At 63.2% G+C, this 17,246-nt stretch carries 17 protein-coding genes; 14 read left to right on the top strand and 3 right to left on the bottom strand.

Annotated elements, in window-relative coordinates:
* The first annotated feature begins 15 nt into the window (after positions 1 to 15).
* Positions 16 to 987 (top strand): cation diffusion facilitator family transporter, encoded by a 972-nt coding sequence (locus tag H7F36_RS02130; RefSeq protein WP_410003061.1) that lies wholly within the window; start codon positions 16 to 18, stop codon positions 985 to 987.
* A gap of 38 nt (positions 988 to 1,025) precedes the next feature.
* Here H7F36_RS02130 and ybeY read toward each other — a convergent pair whose 3' ends face one another.
* Positions 1,026 to 1,478, bottom strand: coding sequence for an rRNA maturation RNase YbeY (gene ybeY / locus H7F36_RS02125; protein ID WP_187053131.1), 453 nt, complete (start codon positions 1,476 to 1,478; stop codon positions 1,026 to 1,028).
* Between the two features lies 1 nt (position 1,479).
* Positions 1,480 to 2,430 carry a PhoH family protein gene (locus tag H7F36_RS02120; protein WP_187053130.1) on the bottom strand — a complete coding sequence of 317 codons (951 nt, stop codon included), beginning with the start codon at positions 2,428 to 2,430 and terminating at the stop codon, positions 1,480 to 1,482.
* 94 nt (positions 2,431 to 2,524) lie between these two features.
* On the opposite strand from H7F36_RS02120, the gene H7F36_RS02115 reads away from it, so the two are divergent.
* From H7F36_RS02115 to H7F36_RS02100, 4 genes are all read left to right on the top strand, one after another.
* Positions 2,525 to 4,597, top strand: a complete 2,073-nt coding sequence (locus tag H7F36_RS02115; protein ID WP_187053129.1) for a trypsin-like peptidase domain-containing protein — start codon at positions 2,525 to 2,527, stop codon at positions 4,595 to 4,597.
* A gap of 36 nt (positions 4,598 to 4,633) precedes the next feature.
* The gene (gene ruvA, locus H7F36_RS02110; protein ID WP_187053128.1) at positions 4,634 to 5,206 is read left to right on the top strand and encodes a Holliday junction branch migration protein RuvA; all 573 of its coding nucleotides are present in this window, start codon (positions 4,634 to 4,636) and stop codon (positions 5,204 to 5,206) included.
* A 93-nt stretch (positions 5,207 to 5,299) separates the two neighbouring features.
* Positions 5,300 to 6,361 carry a Holliday junction branch migration DNA helicase RuvB gene (ruvB, locus tag H7F36_RS02105; RefSeq protein WP_187053127.1) on the top strand — a complete coding sequence of 354 codons (1,062 nt, stop codon included), beginning with the start codon at positions 5,300 to 5,302 and terminating at the stop codon, positions 6,359 to 6,361.
* 86 nt (positions 6,362 to 6,447) lie between these two features.
* On the top strand, positions 6,448 to 7,332 hold the full coding sequence (locus tag H7F36_RS02100) for a UDP-2,3-diacylglucosamine diphosphatase (protein WP_187053126.1): 885 nt from the start codon (positions 6,448 to 6,450) through the stop codon (positions 7,330 to 7,332).
* On the opposite strand, the gene H7F36_RS02095 is transcribed toward H7F36_RS02100, so the two are convergent.
* Complete coding sequence (locus tag H7F36_RS02095; RefSeq protein WP_187053125.1) at positions 7,333 to 7,947, bottom strand: helix-turn-helix domain-containing protein; 615 nt, start codon at positions 7,945 to 7,947, stop codon at positions 7,333 to 7,335.
* Positions 7,948 to 7,988: 41 nt separating this feature from the next.
* On the opposite strand from H7F36_RS02095, the gene argE reads away from it, so the two are divergent.
* The 9 genes from argE (at position 7,989) to H7F36_RS02050 (ending at position 17,194) form a co-directional block, all read left to right on the top strand.
* On the top strand, positions 7,989 to 9,182 hold the full coding sequence (gene argE, locus H7F36_RS02090) for an acetylornithine deacetylase (protein WP_261802469.1): 1,194 nt from the start codon (positions 7,989 to 7,991) through the stop codon (positions 9,180 to 9,182).
* Between the two features lie 22 nt (positions 9,183 to 9,204).
* Positions 9,205 to 10,494: an MFS transporter gene (locus tag H7F36_RS02085; protein WP_187053123.1), complete on the top strand. Its 1,290-nt coding sequence runs from the start codon at positions 9,205 to 9,207 to the stop codon at positions 10,492 to 10,494.
* Positions 10,491 to 11,495 (top strand): threonine/serine dehydratase, encoded by a 1,005-nt coding sequence (locus H7F36_RS02080; RefSeq protein ID WP_187053122.1) that lies wholly within the window; start codon positions 10,491 to 10,493, stop codon positions 11,493 to 11,495. The genes H7F36_RS02085 and H7F36_RS02080 overlap by 4 nt, the downstream gene beginning before the upstream one ends.
* A gap of 30 nt (positions 11,496 to 11,525) precedes the next feature.
* Complete coding sequence (locus tag H7F36_RS02075) at positions 11,526 to 12,539, top strand: ornithine cyclodeaminase family protein (RefSeq protein ID WP_187053121.1); 1,014 nt, start codon at positions 11,526 to 11,528, stop codon at positions 12,537 to 12,539.
* A 69-nt stretch (positions 12,540 to 12,608) separates the two neighbouring features.
* The gene (locus H7F36_RS02070) at positions 12,609 to 13,757 is read left to right on the top strand and encodes an ABC transporter substrate-binding protein (RefSeq protein ID WP_187053120.1); all 1,149 of its coding nucleotides are present in this window, start codon (positions 12,609 to 12,611) and stop codon (positions 13,755 to 13,757) included.
* A 185-nt stretch (positions 13,758 to 13,942) separates the two neighbouring features.
* Complete coding sequence (locus H7F36_RS02065) at positions 13,943 to 14,824, top strand: branched-chain amino acid ABC transporter permease (RefSeq protein ID WP_187053119.1); 882 nt, start codon at positions 13,943 to 13,945, stop codon at positions 14,822 to 14,824.
* Complete coding sequence (locus H7F36_RS02060; RefSeq protein WP_187053118.1) at positions 14,824 to 15,687, top strand: branched-chain amino acid ABC transporter permease; 864 nt, start codon at positions 14,824 to 14,826, stop codon at positions 15,685 to 15,687. Before H7F36_RS02065 ends, H7F36_RS02060 begins: the two co-directional genes overlap by 1 nt.
* Positions 15,684 to 16,478, top strand: a complete 795-nt coding sequence (locus tag H7F36_RS02055) for an ABC transporter ATP-binding protein (protein ID WP_410003060.1) — start codon at positions 15,684 to 15,686, stop codon at positions 16,476 to 16,478. Before H7F36_RS02060 ends, H7F36_RS02055 begins: the two co-directional genes overlap by 4 nt.
* Positions 16,475 to 17,194, top strand: a complete 720-nt coding sequence (locus H7F36_RS02050; RefSeq protein ID WP_187053117.1) for an ABC transporter ATP-binding protein — start codon at positions 16,475 to 16,477, stop codon at positions 17,192 to 17,194. The genes H7F36_RS02055 and H7F36_RS02050 overlap by 4 nt, the downstream gene beginning before the upstream one ends.
* Positions 17,195 to 17,246: the final 52 nt, after the last annotated feature.

Below are 17,246 nucleotides of genomic sequence, written 5' to 3'. Positions count from 1 at the left end.
CGTTGCTGAAGCTCGGTGCCTCTTTTGCCTTCTCCCTCTTTCTCTTCTTCGATACAAAGTCTACTGACCCCAAAGGTGTTGTTGCGCCTGTCGATCGCGGTGGCGCTCGTCACCATCGTGCTGAAGGGAATGGCAGGCTACATCACGCATTCGATGGGGCTTATTTCCGACGCGATGGAGTCGTTCGTCAATCTCGCGAGCGCGATGTTCGCCCTCGCCATGGTGACTATTGCCGCGCGGCCGGCCGATGAAGACCATCCCTACGGCCATCACAAGGCCGAGTACTTCGCATCGGGCTTTGAAGGCATCCTCATCATCGGCGCAGCGCTGGCGATCATGTGGGTCTCGATCGAGCGCTTGATGGCGCCGCGACCGATCGAGCAGCTGGGCTGGGGGCTGGCGCTGTCCATCGTCAGTACAGGCTTCAACGGCGCATTGGCGTGGGCGCTCTTCAGGGCGGCACGCGAGCACCGTTCGATCGCACTGGAAGCTGATGGGCGGCACCTCGTCACCGATGTGTGGACTTCGGTCGCAGTCGTCGTCGGCATCGTCGCCGTGCATTTCACCGGCTGGTTGTGGCTCGATCCGTTGCTGGGCATCGGCGTGGCGCTCAACATCATTTTCGAAGGCGGCAAACTCGTTTGGCGCTCCTCGCAAGGGCTGATGGACGAGGCCATGCCGGCCGAATCCATGGCTGCGGTGCAAGCCACGCTCGACGGTTTTCTGGAGCGCGCCGGTGGTGGCGCTGGTGCGGTCAAGGCCGGGCCGATCCGCTTCGACGACATCGCGACCCGGCGCGCGGGGCAACGGCTCTTCGCCGACCTGCATATGCATGTGCCGGGTGACTGGCCGTTGCAACGTGCAGCCACTCTGCGTGATGAACTCGAGCAGGCGCTGATGGACAACGTGCCGGGTCTTCGGGTGACCATCCAGCTGCTGCCGCTCAACATGGAAGCGCGCGCCGTTCAGATGGCGCCGGGTGCGTGACGGATGCTCGACGACCGCGCTGGCCTGCTGACAGGGCGCTAGTACGGGTTGCGAATGTTGAGTCCCGCGAGGATTTCTATCTCGCGCGCTTCCATTTCGTCAGCGTCGACTTCGCCCGTTTCGTGGTCCCAGCCCTGCGCGTGCAGCGTGCCGTGAACCAGCAGATGGGCGTAGTGCTCAGCCAGCGTTTTGCGCTGCTCTTTCGCCTCGCGCGCGACCACCGGCGCACACAGCACCAGGTCGGCCATCACCATCGGCTCTTGCGCATAGTCGAAGGTGAGCACGTTGGTGGCGTAGTCCTTGCCGCGAAACTCGCGGTTCAGTCGTTGGCCTTCTTCGGCATCAACGATGCGCACCGTGAGCTCGCCGTCGACATCGAGCGCGTGGCGAATCCAGCGCGTCACGCTGTGCCGGGGCAAGGCCGCGCGATGGCGTTCGACGCCTTTGAACGGCACGAACTGCAACGACAGTGAGAGGGCGGCGAGCGCCATGTCAGCGCGCCGGCGTCGCGCGTTTGCGCTGGCTGTCGTAGGCGTCGACGATGCGCGCCACGAGCGGGTGCCGCACGACGTCGGCGCTGGTGAAGTGCGTTACCGCAATGCCCTTGACCCGTTTCATGACGCGCTCGGCGTCGACGAGTCCGCTCAGCTGCGTCTTGGGCAAATCGATCTGGCTCACGTCGCCCGTCACTACGGCCTTGGCGCCGAAGCCGATCCGCGTGAGGAACATCTTCATTTGCTCGGGCGTCGTGTTCTGCGCCTCGTCGAGGATGATGAAGGCGTTGTTGAGCGTCCGGCCGCGCATGAAAGCGAGCGGTGCGATCTCCAGCGCGTTGCGCTCGAAGGCTTTCTGCACTTTGTCGAAGCCCATCAGGTCGTGAAGCGCGTCGTACAGCGGACGCAGGTACGGGTCGACTTTTTCGCTCAGATTGCCCGGCAGGAAGCCGAGCCGCTCGCCGGCCTCGACGGCGGGGCGGGTCAGCACGATGCGCTGCACGCTGCTGCGTTCCAGCGCATCGACCGCGCAGGCCACCGCCAGATAGGTCTTGCCGGTGCCGGCCGGCCCGATGCCAAAAGTGATGTCGTGGTTGGCGATGTTTTCGAGGTAAAGGCTTTGCGTCGGCGTGCGAGCACGCAAGTCGGCGCGGCGCGTGACCAGCGTCATCCCTTCGTCGTCGGCTTCGTCCATCGAACTGTCGCCTGCCAGCGTGAGCTGCACCACCGCCGCATCGATGGGTCGTTGCGCGATCTCGTACAGGGCCTGCAGCACATCCATCGCACGTTGTGCGTTGACCTTGGGGCCGTCGATCTTGAACTGCTCGTGCCGGTGCGCGATTTTCACGTCGAGCGCCTCTTCGATGCGGCGCAGATGCGCATCGAGCGGGCCGCACAGGTGGCCGAGGCGTGTGTTGTTGGGAGGGGCGAAGGTGTGTCGAAGGAGCAAGGCGTGACCAGGCTGGAAGATTGGGCTTTGAATCATAGGCGTGGCTGACGCGGTACACGCGGCCAAATCAAATGAATCGACTGTGACGTAGTCGGTGGCGTACGACTTTTATGGCCGACTAAACCAGTGCGCAATCTATCGGTTGGCGACAGAATGCAGAGCATTCAAGGTGGTCAAAAGGGAGAGAAAAATTAAAGCTATTCGTCTATTGGGCGCGCTTGCCTGCGCGCTACTGATTTCTGTCGCCGGATGCGGCGGTTCTGGCGGGTCCGGTGGTGGCGGCACAGTTGCGTTGCCCGTAGCCACAGCCCAGACTTCAAGCAAAGCGGCCGCCCCAGCAGAAGCCGTCATGCAGCCCGCAGAGCCTTCCAAGGACCCGATTCTCATCGAGGCCAAGACAAGCGTTGGCGGGAGCCATGAAGTTGAACGGTTCAAGATGAGGGCGGCCGGTATGGCGCCCACTCCGGTGCAAATCAGCCTGGGTGCGCTCACTGTTCAAGCTCCGACGGTCCAAAAGTCAGCGCTTGCGCATGTTGGGCTGCCGACAAAAATTGGCGTGGCTCGGCCTATTTCTGACACGGCGAGTCGACCGCAGGTCGCTGCGTTGATGGGTTGGACCGCGCTGCTGAATGGCGACAAGGTCTCGGCAATGCGTTTCGTCTCTCCAGATGCAAAAGGAGTGCGGCTCGGACTGCTGATCAAGAGCTTTCCTCTCGGCGCCACTGTTCGCTTCTATGCCGACAGTGCCGGCAAAATTTACGAAATTTCGGGCCAGGAAATCCTGACGACGATTCAGCAAAACGTAGATGCCGGAGATTCGAGCGATGCCGCGCACACCTACTGGTCCCCCAATATGGGAGGCGAGGCTATTACGGTGGAGATTGAAGTACCGCCGGGAGCGCCGACAGACGCGGTCCAAATTTCGGTGCCATCGCTGTCGCATGTGCTCGCGGACATCCGCAAACTCGACTCCATCGCAAAAGTTGGCGAGGCGGGTTCTTGCACCATGGACGTGTCTTGCTCGTCGACTTACAACGAATTGAGCAAGTCGGTCGCGATGATGGACTTCGTCGACAGCGGGGACGACTATGTTTGCACTGGCACCCTGCTGAATGACCGGTCGTCTTCGGGGACACCTTATTTTCTCAGCGCCAATCACTGCATTTCGAACCAAACGGTGGCATCCACGTTGTACACACTGTGGTTCTACAAATCTGCTTCGTGCAACAGCACGCAGGTGGACCCCAAGCTTGCAGCCATGGTCTCGGGCGCCACGTTGCTGTACGCCAGCGCTGATACAGACACCTCTTTCATGCGACTCAATTCGACGCCACCGGCCGGCACTGTTTATGCAGGATCGAGCGCCTTCCCGCTCGGCTACTACGACGACGTGTATGGGGTCAGTCACCCCAAAGGCGATTTGCAGAAATACACCCTTGGCGATTACCTGGGCACGGGCAAATGCACTGGCGGAACATGCGCCTCATCGTCCGCTTCGGATGCCCAATTCCTGCGGGTCCGGTGGACGCAGGGCGCGACCGAGGGAGGAAGTAGCGGCTCTGGACTCTTTGTCAAGCTCAACAGAAAGGACTATCTGGTCGGACAGCTTTTTGGTGGTTACGGATCCTGCCAAACCCCCCTGGGGAATGATTACTATGGTCGATTCGACAAAGCGTATCAAGCGGGGTTGTCGCAATGGCTCGGCGCAACGTCGGGCATCGTGCGTGTCCCGATCTATCGCCTCTACAACCGCCGAGCGCAGAGCCATTTCTACACGGCTGATCCCGCGGAGCGTGACAATGCTATCCAGCACTCCCTGGACTACAGCTATGACGGAATCGCGTTTTATGCCTATGGGGCAGCCGGTACCGCCAGCGACACGGTCTTCCGTTTCTACGATGCACACACTGGTGAGCACTTCTATACGATCAATTCTGCCGAGCGTGACAACATCAAGGCCACCATTCCGTGGCTTTCTTTTGAAGGGCCAAGTTGGTATGCCAACATCGCTTCTGGCAAACAGACCAGTGCGATGTACCGATTCTTCAACACGCAAAACGGCACTCACTTCTACACAATCAATGCAACAGAGCGCGACACCATATTGCAGCGGTATCCGCAATATTCATTTGAGGGCGTCGGCTATTACGCTTGGACTGGACCCTAGTCAAATCGCACACCCGGGCCCAAATCCGGCTATCAAATGATCGGTAAGCTCACGGGAATTCTTGCCGAACGCAACCCGCCGCAGATCGTAGTGGACTGCAACGGCGTCGGCTACGAGGTCGACGTGCCGATGAGCACCTTCTACAACCTGCCGCCGACGGGGGAGCGCGTTTCGTTGCTCACGCACTTCGTGGTGCGTGAAGACGCGCAGATTCTTTACGGCTTCGGCACCGCCGAGGAGCGCATGGCGTTTCGACAGCTGATCAAAATATCAGGCGTTGGCCCGCGCATGGCGCTGGGTGTGCTGTCGGGGCTCAGCGTGAGCGAGCTGGCGCAGGTGGTCACGCTGCAGGACACGGGCCGGCTGGTGAAGATTCCGGGCGTTGGCAAGAAAACAGCGGAGCGTCTGCTGCTGGAACTCAAAGGCAAGCTCGGCGCGGACATCGCGCTGCCAGCGCATGCTGCCAATGACGCCCAGGGCGACATCCTCCAGGCGCTGGTGGCACTTGGATACAGCGACAAAGAAGCAGCCGCAGCATTGAAGGCACTGCCCAAGGATGTGGCTGTGGGCGACGGCATCAAGCTGGCGCTGAAGGCATTAGCCCGGTAGTCGACCGGCGCGAGGCGCGCCCTGCGTCGCCGCAATTATCGGGCGCGCATAGCGCACTTGGGCCGACTAAACTGCCTTTCCAGCCAACAGCCCATGACCATCCAGACCGACGACTTCGCCCCGGCCCCGCAACGCGTGGTGTCCGCGGCGCCCGCCTCGCCGAACGAAGAGGCGATCGAGCGCGCCTTGCGCCCCAAGCTGCTCGACGAATACGTCGGCCAGGCGAAGGTGCGGGAGCAGCTTGAAATCTTCATCGGCGCGGCGCGCATGCGCAACGAGGCGCTCGACCACGTGCTGTTGTTCGGGCCGCCCGGCCTGGGCAAGACCACGCTGAGCCACATCATCGCGGCCGAGTTGGGCGTCAACCTGCGCCAGACCTCCGGCCCGGTGCTCGAAAAACCAAAGGACCTGGCCGCGCTGCTGACCAACCTGGAGCGCAACGACGTGCTCTTCATCGACGAGATCCATCGGCTCTCGCCGGTCGTCGAAGAAATTCTCTATCCCGCACTGGAGGACTACCAGATCGACATCATGATCGGTGAAGGCCCGGCGGCGCGCAGCATCAAGCTCGATCTGCAGCCCTTCACGCTGGTCGGCGCAACCACGCGCGCTGGCATGCTGACCAACCCACTGCGCGATCGCTTCGGCATCGTGGCACGGCTCGAGTTCTACACACCCGAGGAACTGGCGCGCATCGTGCGCCGCAGTGCCGGGCTGCTCAAAGTCGAGATGGACGAGGCCGGTGGCTTCGAGCTAGCGCGCCGTTCGCGCGGCACGCCACGCATCGCCAACCGACTGTTGCGGCGGGTGCGCGACTATGCGCAGGTAAAGGGCGACGGGCGCATCACCGAACACATCGCGCACAAGGCGCTGGCGATGCTCGACGTCGATCCCCAGGGCCTGGACCTGATGGACCGCAAGCTGCTCGAAGCGGTGATCCATCGTTTCGACGGCGGCCCGGTCGGCCTCGACAACGTGGCGGCCAGCATCGGCGAAGAGCGCGACACGATCGAAGACGTGATCGAGCCCTACCTGATCCAGCAAGGCTACCTGCAGCGCACCCCGCGCGGCCGCATCGCCACGCTGGCGGCGTATCGGCATCTCGGGGTCGTTCCGCCGTCACATCGATCGAGCGACAGTGATCTGCTGATCTGACGCGCCTGCGGCTGCTGAGCCGTTGTCACCGAACCGTCTTGCCGTTGCCATGCGGACGTCACGCAGCACCACGACGCTACGCACCCATGCAACGCGACGATGCTTTTCTCCGCGCATGGCGCGACAACGCAACCGGCACTTCGGCGCCGGACGACGATGACGCAACGCGGCCGTCGCAACGCTTTCGCACGCTGTGGATCTCTGACCTGCATCTGGGCACGCCCGGCTGCCAGGCACGTGCGCTGCTCGACTTCTTGAAACACACAGAATGCGAGACGCTGTTCCTCGTCGGCGACATCATCGACGGCTGGCAACTCAAGCGGCACTGGTACTGGCCCCAAGCGCACAACGACGTGATCCAGAAGCTGCTGCGCAAGGCACGCAAGGGCACGCGCGTGATCTTCATTCCGGGCAACCACGACGAGTTCGCGCGCAAGTATCTGAACCACAACTTCGGCGGCATCGACGTCGCCGACGAATGGATTCATGAGATGGCCGATGGCCGCAAGCTCTGGGTGATGCACGGCGACCTGTTCGACGGCGTGATTCAGTGCGCGAAGTGGCTCGCGCATGTCGGCGACTCGCTCTACGAGTTCACGCTGAAGCTCAACCGGCACCTCAACTCGCTGCGCGCGCGCATGGGGCTGCCGTACTGGTCGCTCTCGAAGTACCTGAAGCAGAAGGTGAAGCGGGCCGTGAGCTATGTCGGTGACTTCGAGGTCGCCGTTGCGCGCGAAGCACGCAAGCGCGGCGTGCAGGGTGTCGTGTGCGGGCACATCCACCATGCCGAGATGCGCGACATTGACGGCATCCTCTACTGCAACGACGGCGACTGGGTGGAGAGCCTGACTGCGCTGGCGGAGCACGCCGACGGGCGACTCGAAATCATCGAATGGGCGCAGCACATGCCATCGGGCGCGCAGACGATTGCCGGGACGCAGCTCGCACCGGAACCGGCGATCGCGGCCTGATCAGCGACTGCCGTCGATCGACGGATGACCGGGTTCGTTGCAGCACACCACGAGGATCTGCGCGCCTTCTTTTCCGCCGTTCACGTAGAGGTGGCCGAGGCCGCTGTCGAAGTAGATGCTGTCGTTCTTCTCGAGCCTTTCGACGCGGCCGTCGGCAAAGTGCATCTCGAGCGCACCGTCGAGCACGAAGATGAATTCCTCGCCCGGGTGCTTGCTGAACTGGCCCGGCCGCAAGACCGAATCGGCTTCGATGCGCCCCATCATCGGTGTCATTTTCTTCGATGTGACCTGCGTTGCGAGCATGCCGTAGAGGTAGCGCTCGGAGTGGTACTCGACCACGTCCTTGCTGCGTGTGACGACGACGCTACCCGACAGGAAACCTGACGGTTGCGTGCCGAACAGCGTCGACAAATCAAGGTGCAGCGCCGCCGCCAATGCTGCAAATTTCTCGTAGCTGAGCGCCAGCAGCCCACGCTCCGCTTTCGAGATCGATGCCACCGAAACCTGCGATTTCGCTGCCAGGTCGGAAAGCGTCAAGCGCTGTGCCAGCCGGGCGCTGCGCAGCCGACCACCGAGCTCCGACTTGTCGAGAACAACAGCATCGGATGCTTGCATTTTCTTTTTCTTATCTGAAAAGTTTCGCATATGATAATTCTGTGACCACCTCGAACGACCCCACCCCACCGCCGATTTCTCTTCACTGGATCGAGAAGTTGATCCGCATCGACACAACGAGCTTTGAGTCTAATCTGGGCCTCATCGAGACGGTCCGCGATGACCTCGAGCGACACGGTGCCAGGTCGACGCTCACCTACGAAGCCACCGGCAAGAAGGCGAATGTCTTTGCGACATTGCCTGCGGCCGACGGTTCGACGCAAGGCGGCATCGTGCTTTCGGGGCACACCGACACGGTGCCGGTCAAAGGTCAGAAATGGGACAGCGGCCCGTTCGAGCCCACGGTGCGCGAAGGCAAGCTCTTTGGCCGCGGCACCTGCGATATGAAGGGCTTCATCGGCGTGGCGTTGACGCTACTGCCCGAGATGAAAGCCGCGCAGCTCAAGGAGCCGATCCACTTCGCCTTCTCGTGCGATGAAGAGCTTGGCTGCGTCGGCGCGCCCTACATGCTCGCCGACTTGAAGGCGCGCGGTATCCATGCCAATGGGTGCATCGTCGGCGAGCCGACCGACATGCGCGTCATCGTGGCGCACAAGGGCATCAACGCGTACCGCTGCCGTGTGCACGGGCATGCGGCGCATTCGTCGTTGACGCCGCATGGCCTCAACGCCATCGAGTACGCCGCACGGCTGATTTGCTTCATCCGCGACCAGGCCGATCAGTATCGACGCGATGGGCCTTTCGACAACGCGTTCGACGTGCCCTTCACCACGCTACAGACCGGAACCATCAGCGGCGGCATTGCGATCAACACGATTCCCTCGCAGTGCGAGTTTGGATTCGAATACCGCAACCTGCCGGGCGTCGACAGCGCGCCGATCATCGAGCGAATCAAGGACTACGCCGCCAACACGCTGCTGCCGCGAATGAAGAGCGAGCATGCCGGCGCTGCCATCGACTTTGAACTGCTGGCCACGGCGCCCACGCTCGATGCATCGGAGCAGGCCGCCATCACCCAACTGGTGCGCGCGCTGACCGGCGACCGCGACGTGCGCAAGGTCGCCTACGGTACCGAGGCTGGGTTGTTCCAGCAGTTGGGCATCCCCTCCGTCGTGTGTGGGCCCGGAAGCATCGAAGACGCGCACAAGGCGAACGAGTTCGTCACGCTGGAGCAGATCGAACGGTGCGAATCCTTCATGCGCAAGCTGATCCGGAGCATGTCGCTGCCGGCTTGAATTTTTAGGAAAGAACAACAACATGAGCCAGGCAACCAACGGCGTGCTGCGCCACCCCGCCCCGACCACCGAAGCGCCTCCTTGGCGCGCCGTCATCTCCGCATCGATCGGCAATGCGCTCGAATGGTTCGACTTGGTGGTCTACGGCTTCTTCGCCGCGACCATCTCCAAGCTCTTTTTTCCGACGGGCGACGACACGGTGTCGCTGCTGCTCACGCTCGGTACTTTTGGCGTGTCGTTCTTCCTGCGGCCGCTCGGTGCCATCGTCATCGGCGCCTACGCCGACCGCGCCGGGCGCAAGGCGGCGCTCACCTTGTCGATCGTGCTGATGTTCACCGGCACGCTGATGATTTCTATCGTGCCGACCTACAGCAGCATCGGCTTGTTTGCGCCCGCGGTGCTGGTGGTGGCGCGAATGATCCAGGGCTTCTCGGCTGGCGGCGAATTCGGCAGCGCAACAGCCTTTCTCGCCGAGCATGCACCGAAGCGCCGCGGCTTTTTCTCAAGCTGGCAAGTCGCGAGCCAGGGCCTCACGACCTTGCTGGCGGCCGGCTTCGGCGCGGTGCTCACGACTACGCTCACCGGTGACCAGATGGCGGCGTGGGGCTGGCGCATTCCGTTCATCTTCGGCCTCCTCATCGGCCCGGTGGCGTACTACATCCGCCGCAATGTCGACGAGAGCCCGGAGTTCGCGAAGATCGAAGCGACGACGACCCCCATCCGCGACACCTTCGCGCACCAGAAGGAACGCCTGCTGCTCGCGATCGGCATCGTGATCCTCGGCACGGTCGCGACCTACCTCGTGCTCTTCATGCCGACCTACGGCGTGAAGCAGCTCGGCCTGCCGGCGTCGGTCGTGTTCACGGCCACGATGATGGTCGGCATCATCCAGATGTTCTTCGCGCCCGTCATCGGTCATCTGTCGGACACCGTCGGGCGCGTGCGCATCATGCTGACCGCCGCGGTGCTGCTGCTGGTGCTGATCTATCCGATGTTCGCGCTGCTGGTGGCGAGCCCGAGCTTCGGCACGCTGCTGCTGGTCGAGATCGTGTTCGGTTGCCTGATGACGGCGTACTTCGCGCCAGTACCGGCGCTGCTGTCCGAACTGTTTCCGACCCAGACCCGCACCACCGGACTCTCGTTGAGCTACAACACGGCGGTGACGATCTTCGGCGGCTTCGCGCCCTTCATCCTGACCTGGCTCATCAGCGTGACGCACGACAAGCTGTCGCCGAGCTACTACCTGATCTTTGCCGCCATCGTCAGCATCATTGCCTTGCTCTTCACGCGCAGCAGGCTGGGTTTTAAATGACGATCGAAGAAACGACGATCGACGGCCAACCCGTACCCACGCTCGCAGCCATCCGCGAGTTGAGCGCCGCGCTGGAGGCCTACGTCTTCAGGACGCCGGTGCTCGACAAGGACGCGCTGGCCGACCTCGCCGGCACGCGCCTCAACTTCAAGTTCGAACTGCTGCAAGCCAGCGGCACCTTCAAGGCACGTGGCGCGTTCTCCAACATGCTGACGCTTGACGACAAGCAGCGGCAGGCCGGCGTGACCTGCGTGAGCGCCGGCAACCATGCGGTGGCGGTGGCGTACGCCGCCATGAAGCTCGGCATCGGCGCCAAGGTCGTGATGATCAAGACCGCTAGCCCGTTCCGGGTGGCGCTGTGCCACCAGTACGGCGCTGAAGTCGTGATGGCCGACAACGGCGCGGCGGCGTTCGAGCGCGTGCGCCAGATCGAGCAGGAAGAAGGGCGCTTCTTCGTGCACCCGTTCAACGGCTACCGCACGGTGCTCGGTACCGCGACGCTCGGCTACGAATGGGCGACCCAGGCGCCTGCGCTCGACGCGGTCATCCTGCCGATCGGCGGCGGTGGTCTGGCAGCTGGCGTGGCCTCGGCTTTCAAACTGGTGCAGCCCGACTGCAAGGTCTACGGAGTCGAGCCCGAAGGCGCGGACGGCATGGCGCAGAGCTTCAGGGCCGGCCACCCGATCAAGATGGGCCCGATGCAAGGCATCGCCGACAGCCTGATGGCGCCGCATACGGAGGCTTACAGCTACGAGCTTTGCAGTCGCAGCATCGACCGGCTCGTGACAGTGTCCGACGACCAGATCCGCAGGGCCATGCTGCACCTGTTCGAAGAACTCAAACTGTCGCCCGAGCCTGCCTGCGCGGCCGCCACCGCCGGCTTGCTCGGCCCGTTGCGCGAGGAGCTCGAAGGCCAACGCGTGGGCGTGCTGCTGTGCGGCACCAACACTGATCTTCCGACGTTGACGAAGCATCTTGACGCGGCCCGCGCTCATGGATGATTCGCGGCACGCGTCCTGGATGAATCAGGCATGACTGCCAGTGCGGTCGACGTCGTCGAGCCTGTACTGTTTCTTGCCCAGCAGGAGGTCGCCCGACTCCTGAGCGTGGCCGACTGCATCAACCTGATGTCGGACGCCATGGCCGCACTGGCGCGGGGCGAAGTGCATCAGCCCTTGCGTCAGATCGTCAGTGCGCCCGGCGCAAAAGGTCTGCTGGGATTGATGCCCGCTTACATCGGCGGGGCCGACCCGGTCTACGGCGCCAAGACCGGTGGCTTCTTCCCCGGCAACAGCGCGCTCGGGCTGGACCCGCACCAGGGCTGCGTACTGCTGTTCAGCGGCGAGACCGGCGCATTGATGGCGGTGATGTCGGCCTCGGAAGTCACCGGCATCCGCACCGCGGCGATGACCGGCCTTGCCACGCGCCTGCTGGCGAGGCCCGACGCTTCGCAGCTCGCCTTGATCGGCAGCGGCCATCAGGCGCATTGGCAGTTGCAGGCCGTGGCGGCTGCCCGGCCGCTCACTTCGGTCAAGGTCGCCGCCCGCAGTCTGGCCAGCGCACGGGCGTTCGTGGCGGTCCAGCAGCCCGCCTACGGGTTTGCCATGGAAGCGGTCGGGTCTGCCGAGGCCGCAGTGCGCGACGCAGACATCGTCGTCACCGTCACGAATGCGCGCGAGCCGATCCTTCTCGATGCCTGGATCGCGCCGGGCACGCACATCAACGCGGTCGGCTCCAGCACGCCGGCCTATTGCGAGATCGAGCCGGCGCTGATGGGCCGGGCGTCGCTGTTCGTCGATCGGCGCGAGTCGACGCTTGCCGAATCGGGCGACTATCTGAACGCATTGCGTGCTGGCCTCGTGAGCCCCGCGAGCTTGCGTGCAGAAATCGGCGAACTGGTGATCGGTGCGCACCCGGGGCGCGGCGGTGCAAACGAAGTGACGCTCTTCAAGTCGCTCGGCATGGCTCTCGAAGATGTCGCGACGGCGCACCTTTTGTACCTCCGCGCGAAGGCGGCACGAGTTGGAACCTGGCTGCCGATGTAGCCCGAGCAAATGCCCGGCCCCAAGCTGATTTATGCTTGGCGCTCGTTTTTTCCCCCCGAAAGACTCCAAATGAGACAACTTCCATTCAAGGCCACGCTGTTGGCTTTCGCAGCTTTCTGCGCCACGGCGCAGGCCGCCGACCTGAAAATCGGCGTGGCCGAAGCCCTCTCTGGCGGCGCCGCCCAGTACGGCGTCGCGATCCGCAACGGCCTTGAACTGGCCGCCGATGAGATCAATGCCGCCGGTGGCATCAACGGCGACAAGATCCAGCTCATCGTCGCCGATGAGCAAGGCAAGAAAGAAGAAGCGATCAACGTCTTCAAGAAGCTGATTTTTCAGGACCAGGTCCTGATGGTGTTCGGCCCGACCTTGTCCAATTCGGCGCAGGCTGGCGACCCGATCGCCCAAGCAGGCAAGACGGTGGCCTTCGGCACATCGAACACGGCCGACGGCATCACCTCGATCGGCGACTACGTCTTTCGCAACTCGGTGACGGAAGCCGACGTGCTGCCCGAGACCATCAAGATGGCGGTCAAAAAGGCCGGCATCAAGAAGGTCGCGGTGCTTTACGGCAACGACGACGTCTTTACCAAGAGCGGTTACGACAACTTCAAGAAGGCGCTCGACGACCTGAAGATTCCGGTGACGACCACCGAGACCTTTGCCAAGGGCGACGTCGACTTCAAGGCGCAACTGACCAAGATCAAGGCCAGCGGTGCCGATGCGATCGTGCTGTCGGCCTTGCTGGCCGAAGGCGCCCCGATCATGGTGCAGGCGCGCCAGCTCGGCCTCGCCGTGCCCTTCATCGGCGGCAACGGCATGAACTCGGCCAAGGTGTTCGATCTGGCCAAGGGCCAGTCCGACAACCTCTACGTGGGCAGCCCCTGGTCGTTGAGCAATGCGACGCCCGAGAACAGCAAGTTCATCAAGGGCTACAACGACAAGTACAAGGTGGCACCCGACCAGTTCGCGGCGCAGGCGTACGACGCGATGTACATCGCGGCGCAGGCCATCAAGACCGTGAAGCTGTCGGGCACCCTGGCGGCCGATCGCACCGCTTTGCGTGACGCGCTGCCGGCGGTGAAGTGGACCGGCGCTACCGGTGCATTCCAGTTTCGCCGTGCCACAGACAAGGCTGGCAAGCCGGCTGGCTACGACGCGCAACAAGTCCCGATCGTCAGCGTGACGAAGGGCGCTGAGTTCGTCATCGAGAAGTAGAACTCGCCCCCAGGTCGCTGCGCACTGCGTGTCGCGACTCCCACCCCCTGCCGGGGGCGACACCAGAGGTCCGGCAAAGCCGGTTCCTCGGTGTCTCACCTGAAGAGGCGATGCCGACGGCCTGTTGTCGACCGCTACTTCAGCGTCTGTTTTGCCTGCCTTGTCGCGGGCTTGGAGGTTTCACTTTGCTCGAACAGCAACTCGTCAACGCCCTGTCGCTGGGCTGCGTGTACGCGCTTTTCGCGCTGGGTTTCACGCTCATCTTCGGCGTGTTGGGCGTCATCAATCTGTCGCATGGCGCGGTCTTCATGGTCGGCGCTTACGCGGCGGTCGAGGTCATGGCGCGCTTCGCGCTGCCGCTATGGGCGGGCATGCTTTTCGCCTTCGTTTTTTGCGGTGCGCTCGGGCTGCTGATCGACTTTCTGGTGCTCAAGCCGCTGCGCGCGCGCAACGCACCGCACCTGATCCCGATGATCGCCACCATCGGCGTGGCCATCATCATCAACAACGGCATTCAGGGCATATTCGGTGCGCAGAACATCCGCTTTCCGCAAGGCGTGATTTCGGACCAGTCGTTGAGCCTCGGCGGCATTCATCTGACGGCGCTCGAGCTGGGCATCATCCTGCTGTCGTTCGCCTTGATGGCGGTGCTGCTGCTGGCGCTCAAGCGCACGCAGCTCGGCCGCGCGCTGCGCGCCATCGCTGAATCGCCGAAAGCTGCGTACCTTGTCGGCGTGAACGTCGAAGGCCTGTTCTTCATGACCTCGTTCGCTGCCGCAGCGTTGGGTGGTTTGGCGGGCGTACTCATCGGGCTCTATTCGAACGCGGTGTTTCCCCTGATGGGCCAGCCGATGCTGCACAAGGGCATCGCGGTCATCATTCTCGGCGGCATGGGCGACATTCGCGGCGCGCTGCTGGGGGGACTCTTCCTCGGCTTTGCCGAAGTGCTGTCGGTGGCCTATATCGGCTCGACGATGCGTGACGCGGTCGCTTTCGGCTTGTTGTTCCTCGTGCTGCTGGTGCGCCCCAAAGGCTTGTTCGGCACTTTGCAGGAACGCAAAGTCTGATGGACTCGCTCGCCAACTTCTGGTCGGTCTACAGCAACGTGGTGCTGTCGCTCGGCACCAATGCGCTGCTGGCGTTGTCGATCTGGCTCACGCTGTCGTGCGGCATGCTGGCGATGGCCAACGCAGCGTTCATGGGCATCGGCGCCTACACCTCGGCCATCCTCACGATGAATTACGGCGCGCCGTTTCCGGTCGCGATCGCGGCCGGCATGGCGGCACCGGCATTGATGGCTTTCATCATCGGCAAGCCGACGCTGCGGCTGTCGGGCGTGTACCTCGCCATGGCAACGCTGGCTTTCGGCGAAGTGGTGCGCATCGTGATCCTCAATGCCGAATCGCTCACCGGCGGTGCCCTCGGCTTGAACGGTATTCCGCCCTCGACGCAGTGGTGGCACGTGCTGCTCGCGGTGGTGCTGGTGCTGTCGGCACTCTGGCGTTTGCGGCACTCGAAGATCGGCCGCGCGTTCGAAGCCATCAAGGAAGACGAGACGGCCGCTGGGCTTATGGGCATCGACGTGGGCGCCCACAAGATGCTGGCCTTCGTGCTCGGCGCAGCCATCGCGGGTCTGGCCGGCACGCTCAACGCGCACCTGACCTTCTTTATCGGACCGAACGAGTTCGGCTTCGACCGCGGCGTCGACATCCTGACGATGGCGGTGCTCGGCGGCATCAATGGACTCACCGGGCCCGTGCTCGGCGGCGTCATCCTGACGATCCTCCCCGAATCGCTGCGGGCCTTCGGCGATTTCCGCCTGGTGCTGAACGGAATCATCCTCGTGTTGATCGTCTTGTTCCTGCCCAAGGGCATATGGGATCCGGCGCGCATCCGGAATTGGTTCGGTCGCAAGGGAGTGGTGGCATGAGCGCGGGCCTGCTGACACTCGATGGCGTTTCGCGTCACTTCGGCGGCCTGAGGGTGCTGCAGGAAGTGCACCTCGATGTGCCGAAGGGCGGCGTGTTCGGCCTCATCGGTCCGAACGGCGCGGGCAAGACGACGGTGTTCAATCTCACGACCGGTTTGCTTCCTGTGACCGGCGGCACGATCCGTTTCCAGGGCAACGATCTCGCCGGCATGAAGCCGCACGAGATCACGCGTGCCGGCATTGCGCGGACGTTTCAGAACATCCGCGTCTTCAAGGAAATGTCGCTGCTTGAGAACGTGATGGTCGGCATGCACGCCAACCTGGGCTACGGTGCGTTCGGGCTGCTGACCTCGTCGGGACTCTTTCGAAGCGAAGAGCGCCGTGCGCGGGACCGTGCGCGCGAGTTGCTGTCGTGGGTCAAGCTGGACCACAAGGCCAGTGACATCGCGGACAACCTTTCCTACGGCGAACAGCGCAAGCTCGAGCTGGCACGCGCGCTCGCGACCGACCCCACATTGCTGTTGCTCGACGAGCCGGTCGCCGGCATGAACAGCACCGAGAAGACCGATCTGATGGTCGAGATTCGCAACATCAGCGCACGCGGCTACACCATCTTCATGATCGAACACGACATGCGCTTCGTGATGGGCCTGTGCGAGCACATCGCCGTGCTGAACTTCGGCCGCATCATCGCGCGCGGCGGTCCGGACCAGATCCGCAACGACCCGCAGGTCATCGAGGCCTACCTCGGCCGCGAAGAAGACGAAGCCGGCATGGAGGTTGAGCAATGAGCGCCGTGCTTCTCAAGGTCGACGGGCTCAAGGTCGCCTACGGCCACATCGAAGCCGTCAAGGGCATCGACCTGGAACTGCACGAAGGGCAGATCACGACGCTGGTCGGCGCCAATGGCGCGGGCAAGTCGACGACGCTGCTGGCGTTGTCGGGCCTCGTCAAGAAGGCGGCGGGCAAAGTCGAGCTGCAAGGGCAAGACCTGACCTCGCTGCCGCCACACAAGATCGTCGCCGCGGGCATGGTGCAGGTGGCGGAAGGGCGCGCGACGCTCACCACGCTGAGCGTGCGCGAGAACCTCGAACTCGGCGCCTACACGCGGCGCGATGGCCGTGCACAGCGTGCCGACGACCTCGACCGCATCTTCACGCTGTTCCCGGTGCTGAAAGACCGTGCCGATGGCTTGGCGGGCAACCTGTCGGGTGGTGAGCAGCAAATGCTGGCCATCGGTCGCGCCTTGATGGCCAGGCCGCGCGTGCTGCTGCTCGACGAGCCTTCCATGGGGCTGGCGCCGATCATCGTGCAGGACATCTTCCGGACGCTCCGCGAGATCAACAAGAACGGGCTGACGATTTTTCTGGTCGAGCAGAACGTGCGTCAGGCACTGAAGATCGCCGACCGTGCCTACGTGATCGAAACCGGCCGCATCGTGCTGGCCGGCAGCGGGCGCGAGCTGCTCGGTAACCCGAAGGTGCAAGACGCCTATCTGGGCGGCTAGCAGGCTGCAATTGCTGAACCGCCAGCATCGCTCCGAAAAACGAAAAATGCCT

Origin of the sequence: Variovorax sp. PAMC28562, from assembly GCF_014303735.1 — a bacterium.
Lineage (GTDB): Bacteria > Pseudomonadota > Gammaproteobacteria > Burkholderiales > Burkholderiaceae_C > Variovorax.
Note: the sequence above shows the minus strand (reverse complement) of the source record. Positions and strands in the feature narration are given on the sequence as shown.

Excerpts from the sequence above, each read along its gene's own strand:
- H7F36_RS02075 (WP_187053121.1), top strand. The coding sequence starts at position 11,526 with ATGACTGCCAGTGCGGTCGACGTCGTCGAGCCTGTACTGTTTCTTGCC.
- H7F36_RS02080 (WP_187053122.1), top strand. The coding sequence starts at position 10,491 with ATGACGATCGAAGAAACGACGATCGACGGCCAACCCGTACCCACGCTC.
- H7F36_RS02050 (WP_187053117.1), top strand. The coding sequence starts at position 16,475 with ATGAGCGCCGTGCTTCTCAAGGTCGACGGGCTCAAGGTCGCCTACGGC.
- ruvB (WP_187053127.1), top strand. The coding sequence starts at position 5,300 with ATGACCATCCAGACCGACGACTTCGCCCCGGCCCCGCAACGCGTGGTG.
- H7F36_RS02095 (WP_187053125.1), bottom strand. The coding sequence starts at position 7,947 with ATGCAAGCATCCGATGCTGTTGTTCTCGACAAGTCGGAGCTCGGTGGT.
- ruvA (WP_187053128.1), top strand. The coding sequence starts at position 4,634 with ATGATCGGTAAGCTCACGGGAATTCTTGCCGAACGCAACCCGCCGCAG.
- H7F36_RS02055 (WP_410003060.1), top strand. The coding sequence starts at position 15,684 with ATGAGCGCGGGCCTGCTGACACTCGATGGCGTTTCGCGTCACTTCGGC.
- H7F36_RS02060 (WP_187053118.1), top strand. The coding sequence starts at position 14,824 with ATGGACTCGCTCGCCAACTTCTGGTCGGTCTACAGCAACGTGGTGCTG.
- ybeY (WP_187053131.1), bottom strand. The coding sequence starts at position 1,478 with ATGGCGCTCGCCGCCCTCTCACTGTCGTTGCAGTTCGTGCCGTTCAAA.
- H7F36_RS02085 (WP_187053123.1), top strand. The coding sequence starts at position 9,205 with ATGAGCCAGGCAACCAACGGCGTGCTGCGCCACCCCGCCCCGACCACC.
- H7F36_RS02100 (WP_187053126.1), top strand. The coding sequence starts at position 6,448 with ATGCAACGCGACGATGCTTTTCTCCGCGCATGGCGCGACAACGCAACC.
- H7F36_RS02070 (WP_187053120.1), top strand. The coding sequence starts at position 12,609 with ATGAGACAACTTCCATTCAAGGCCACGCTGTTGGCTTTCGCAGCTTTC.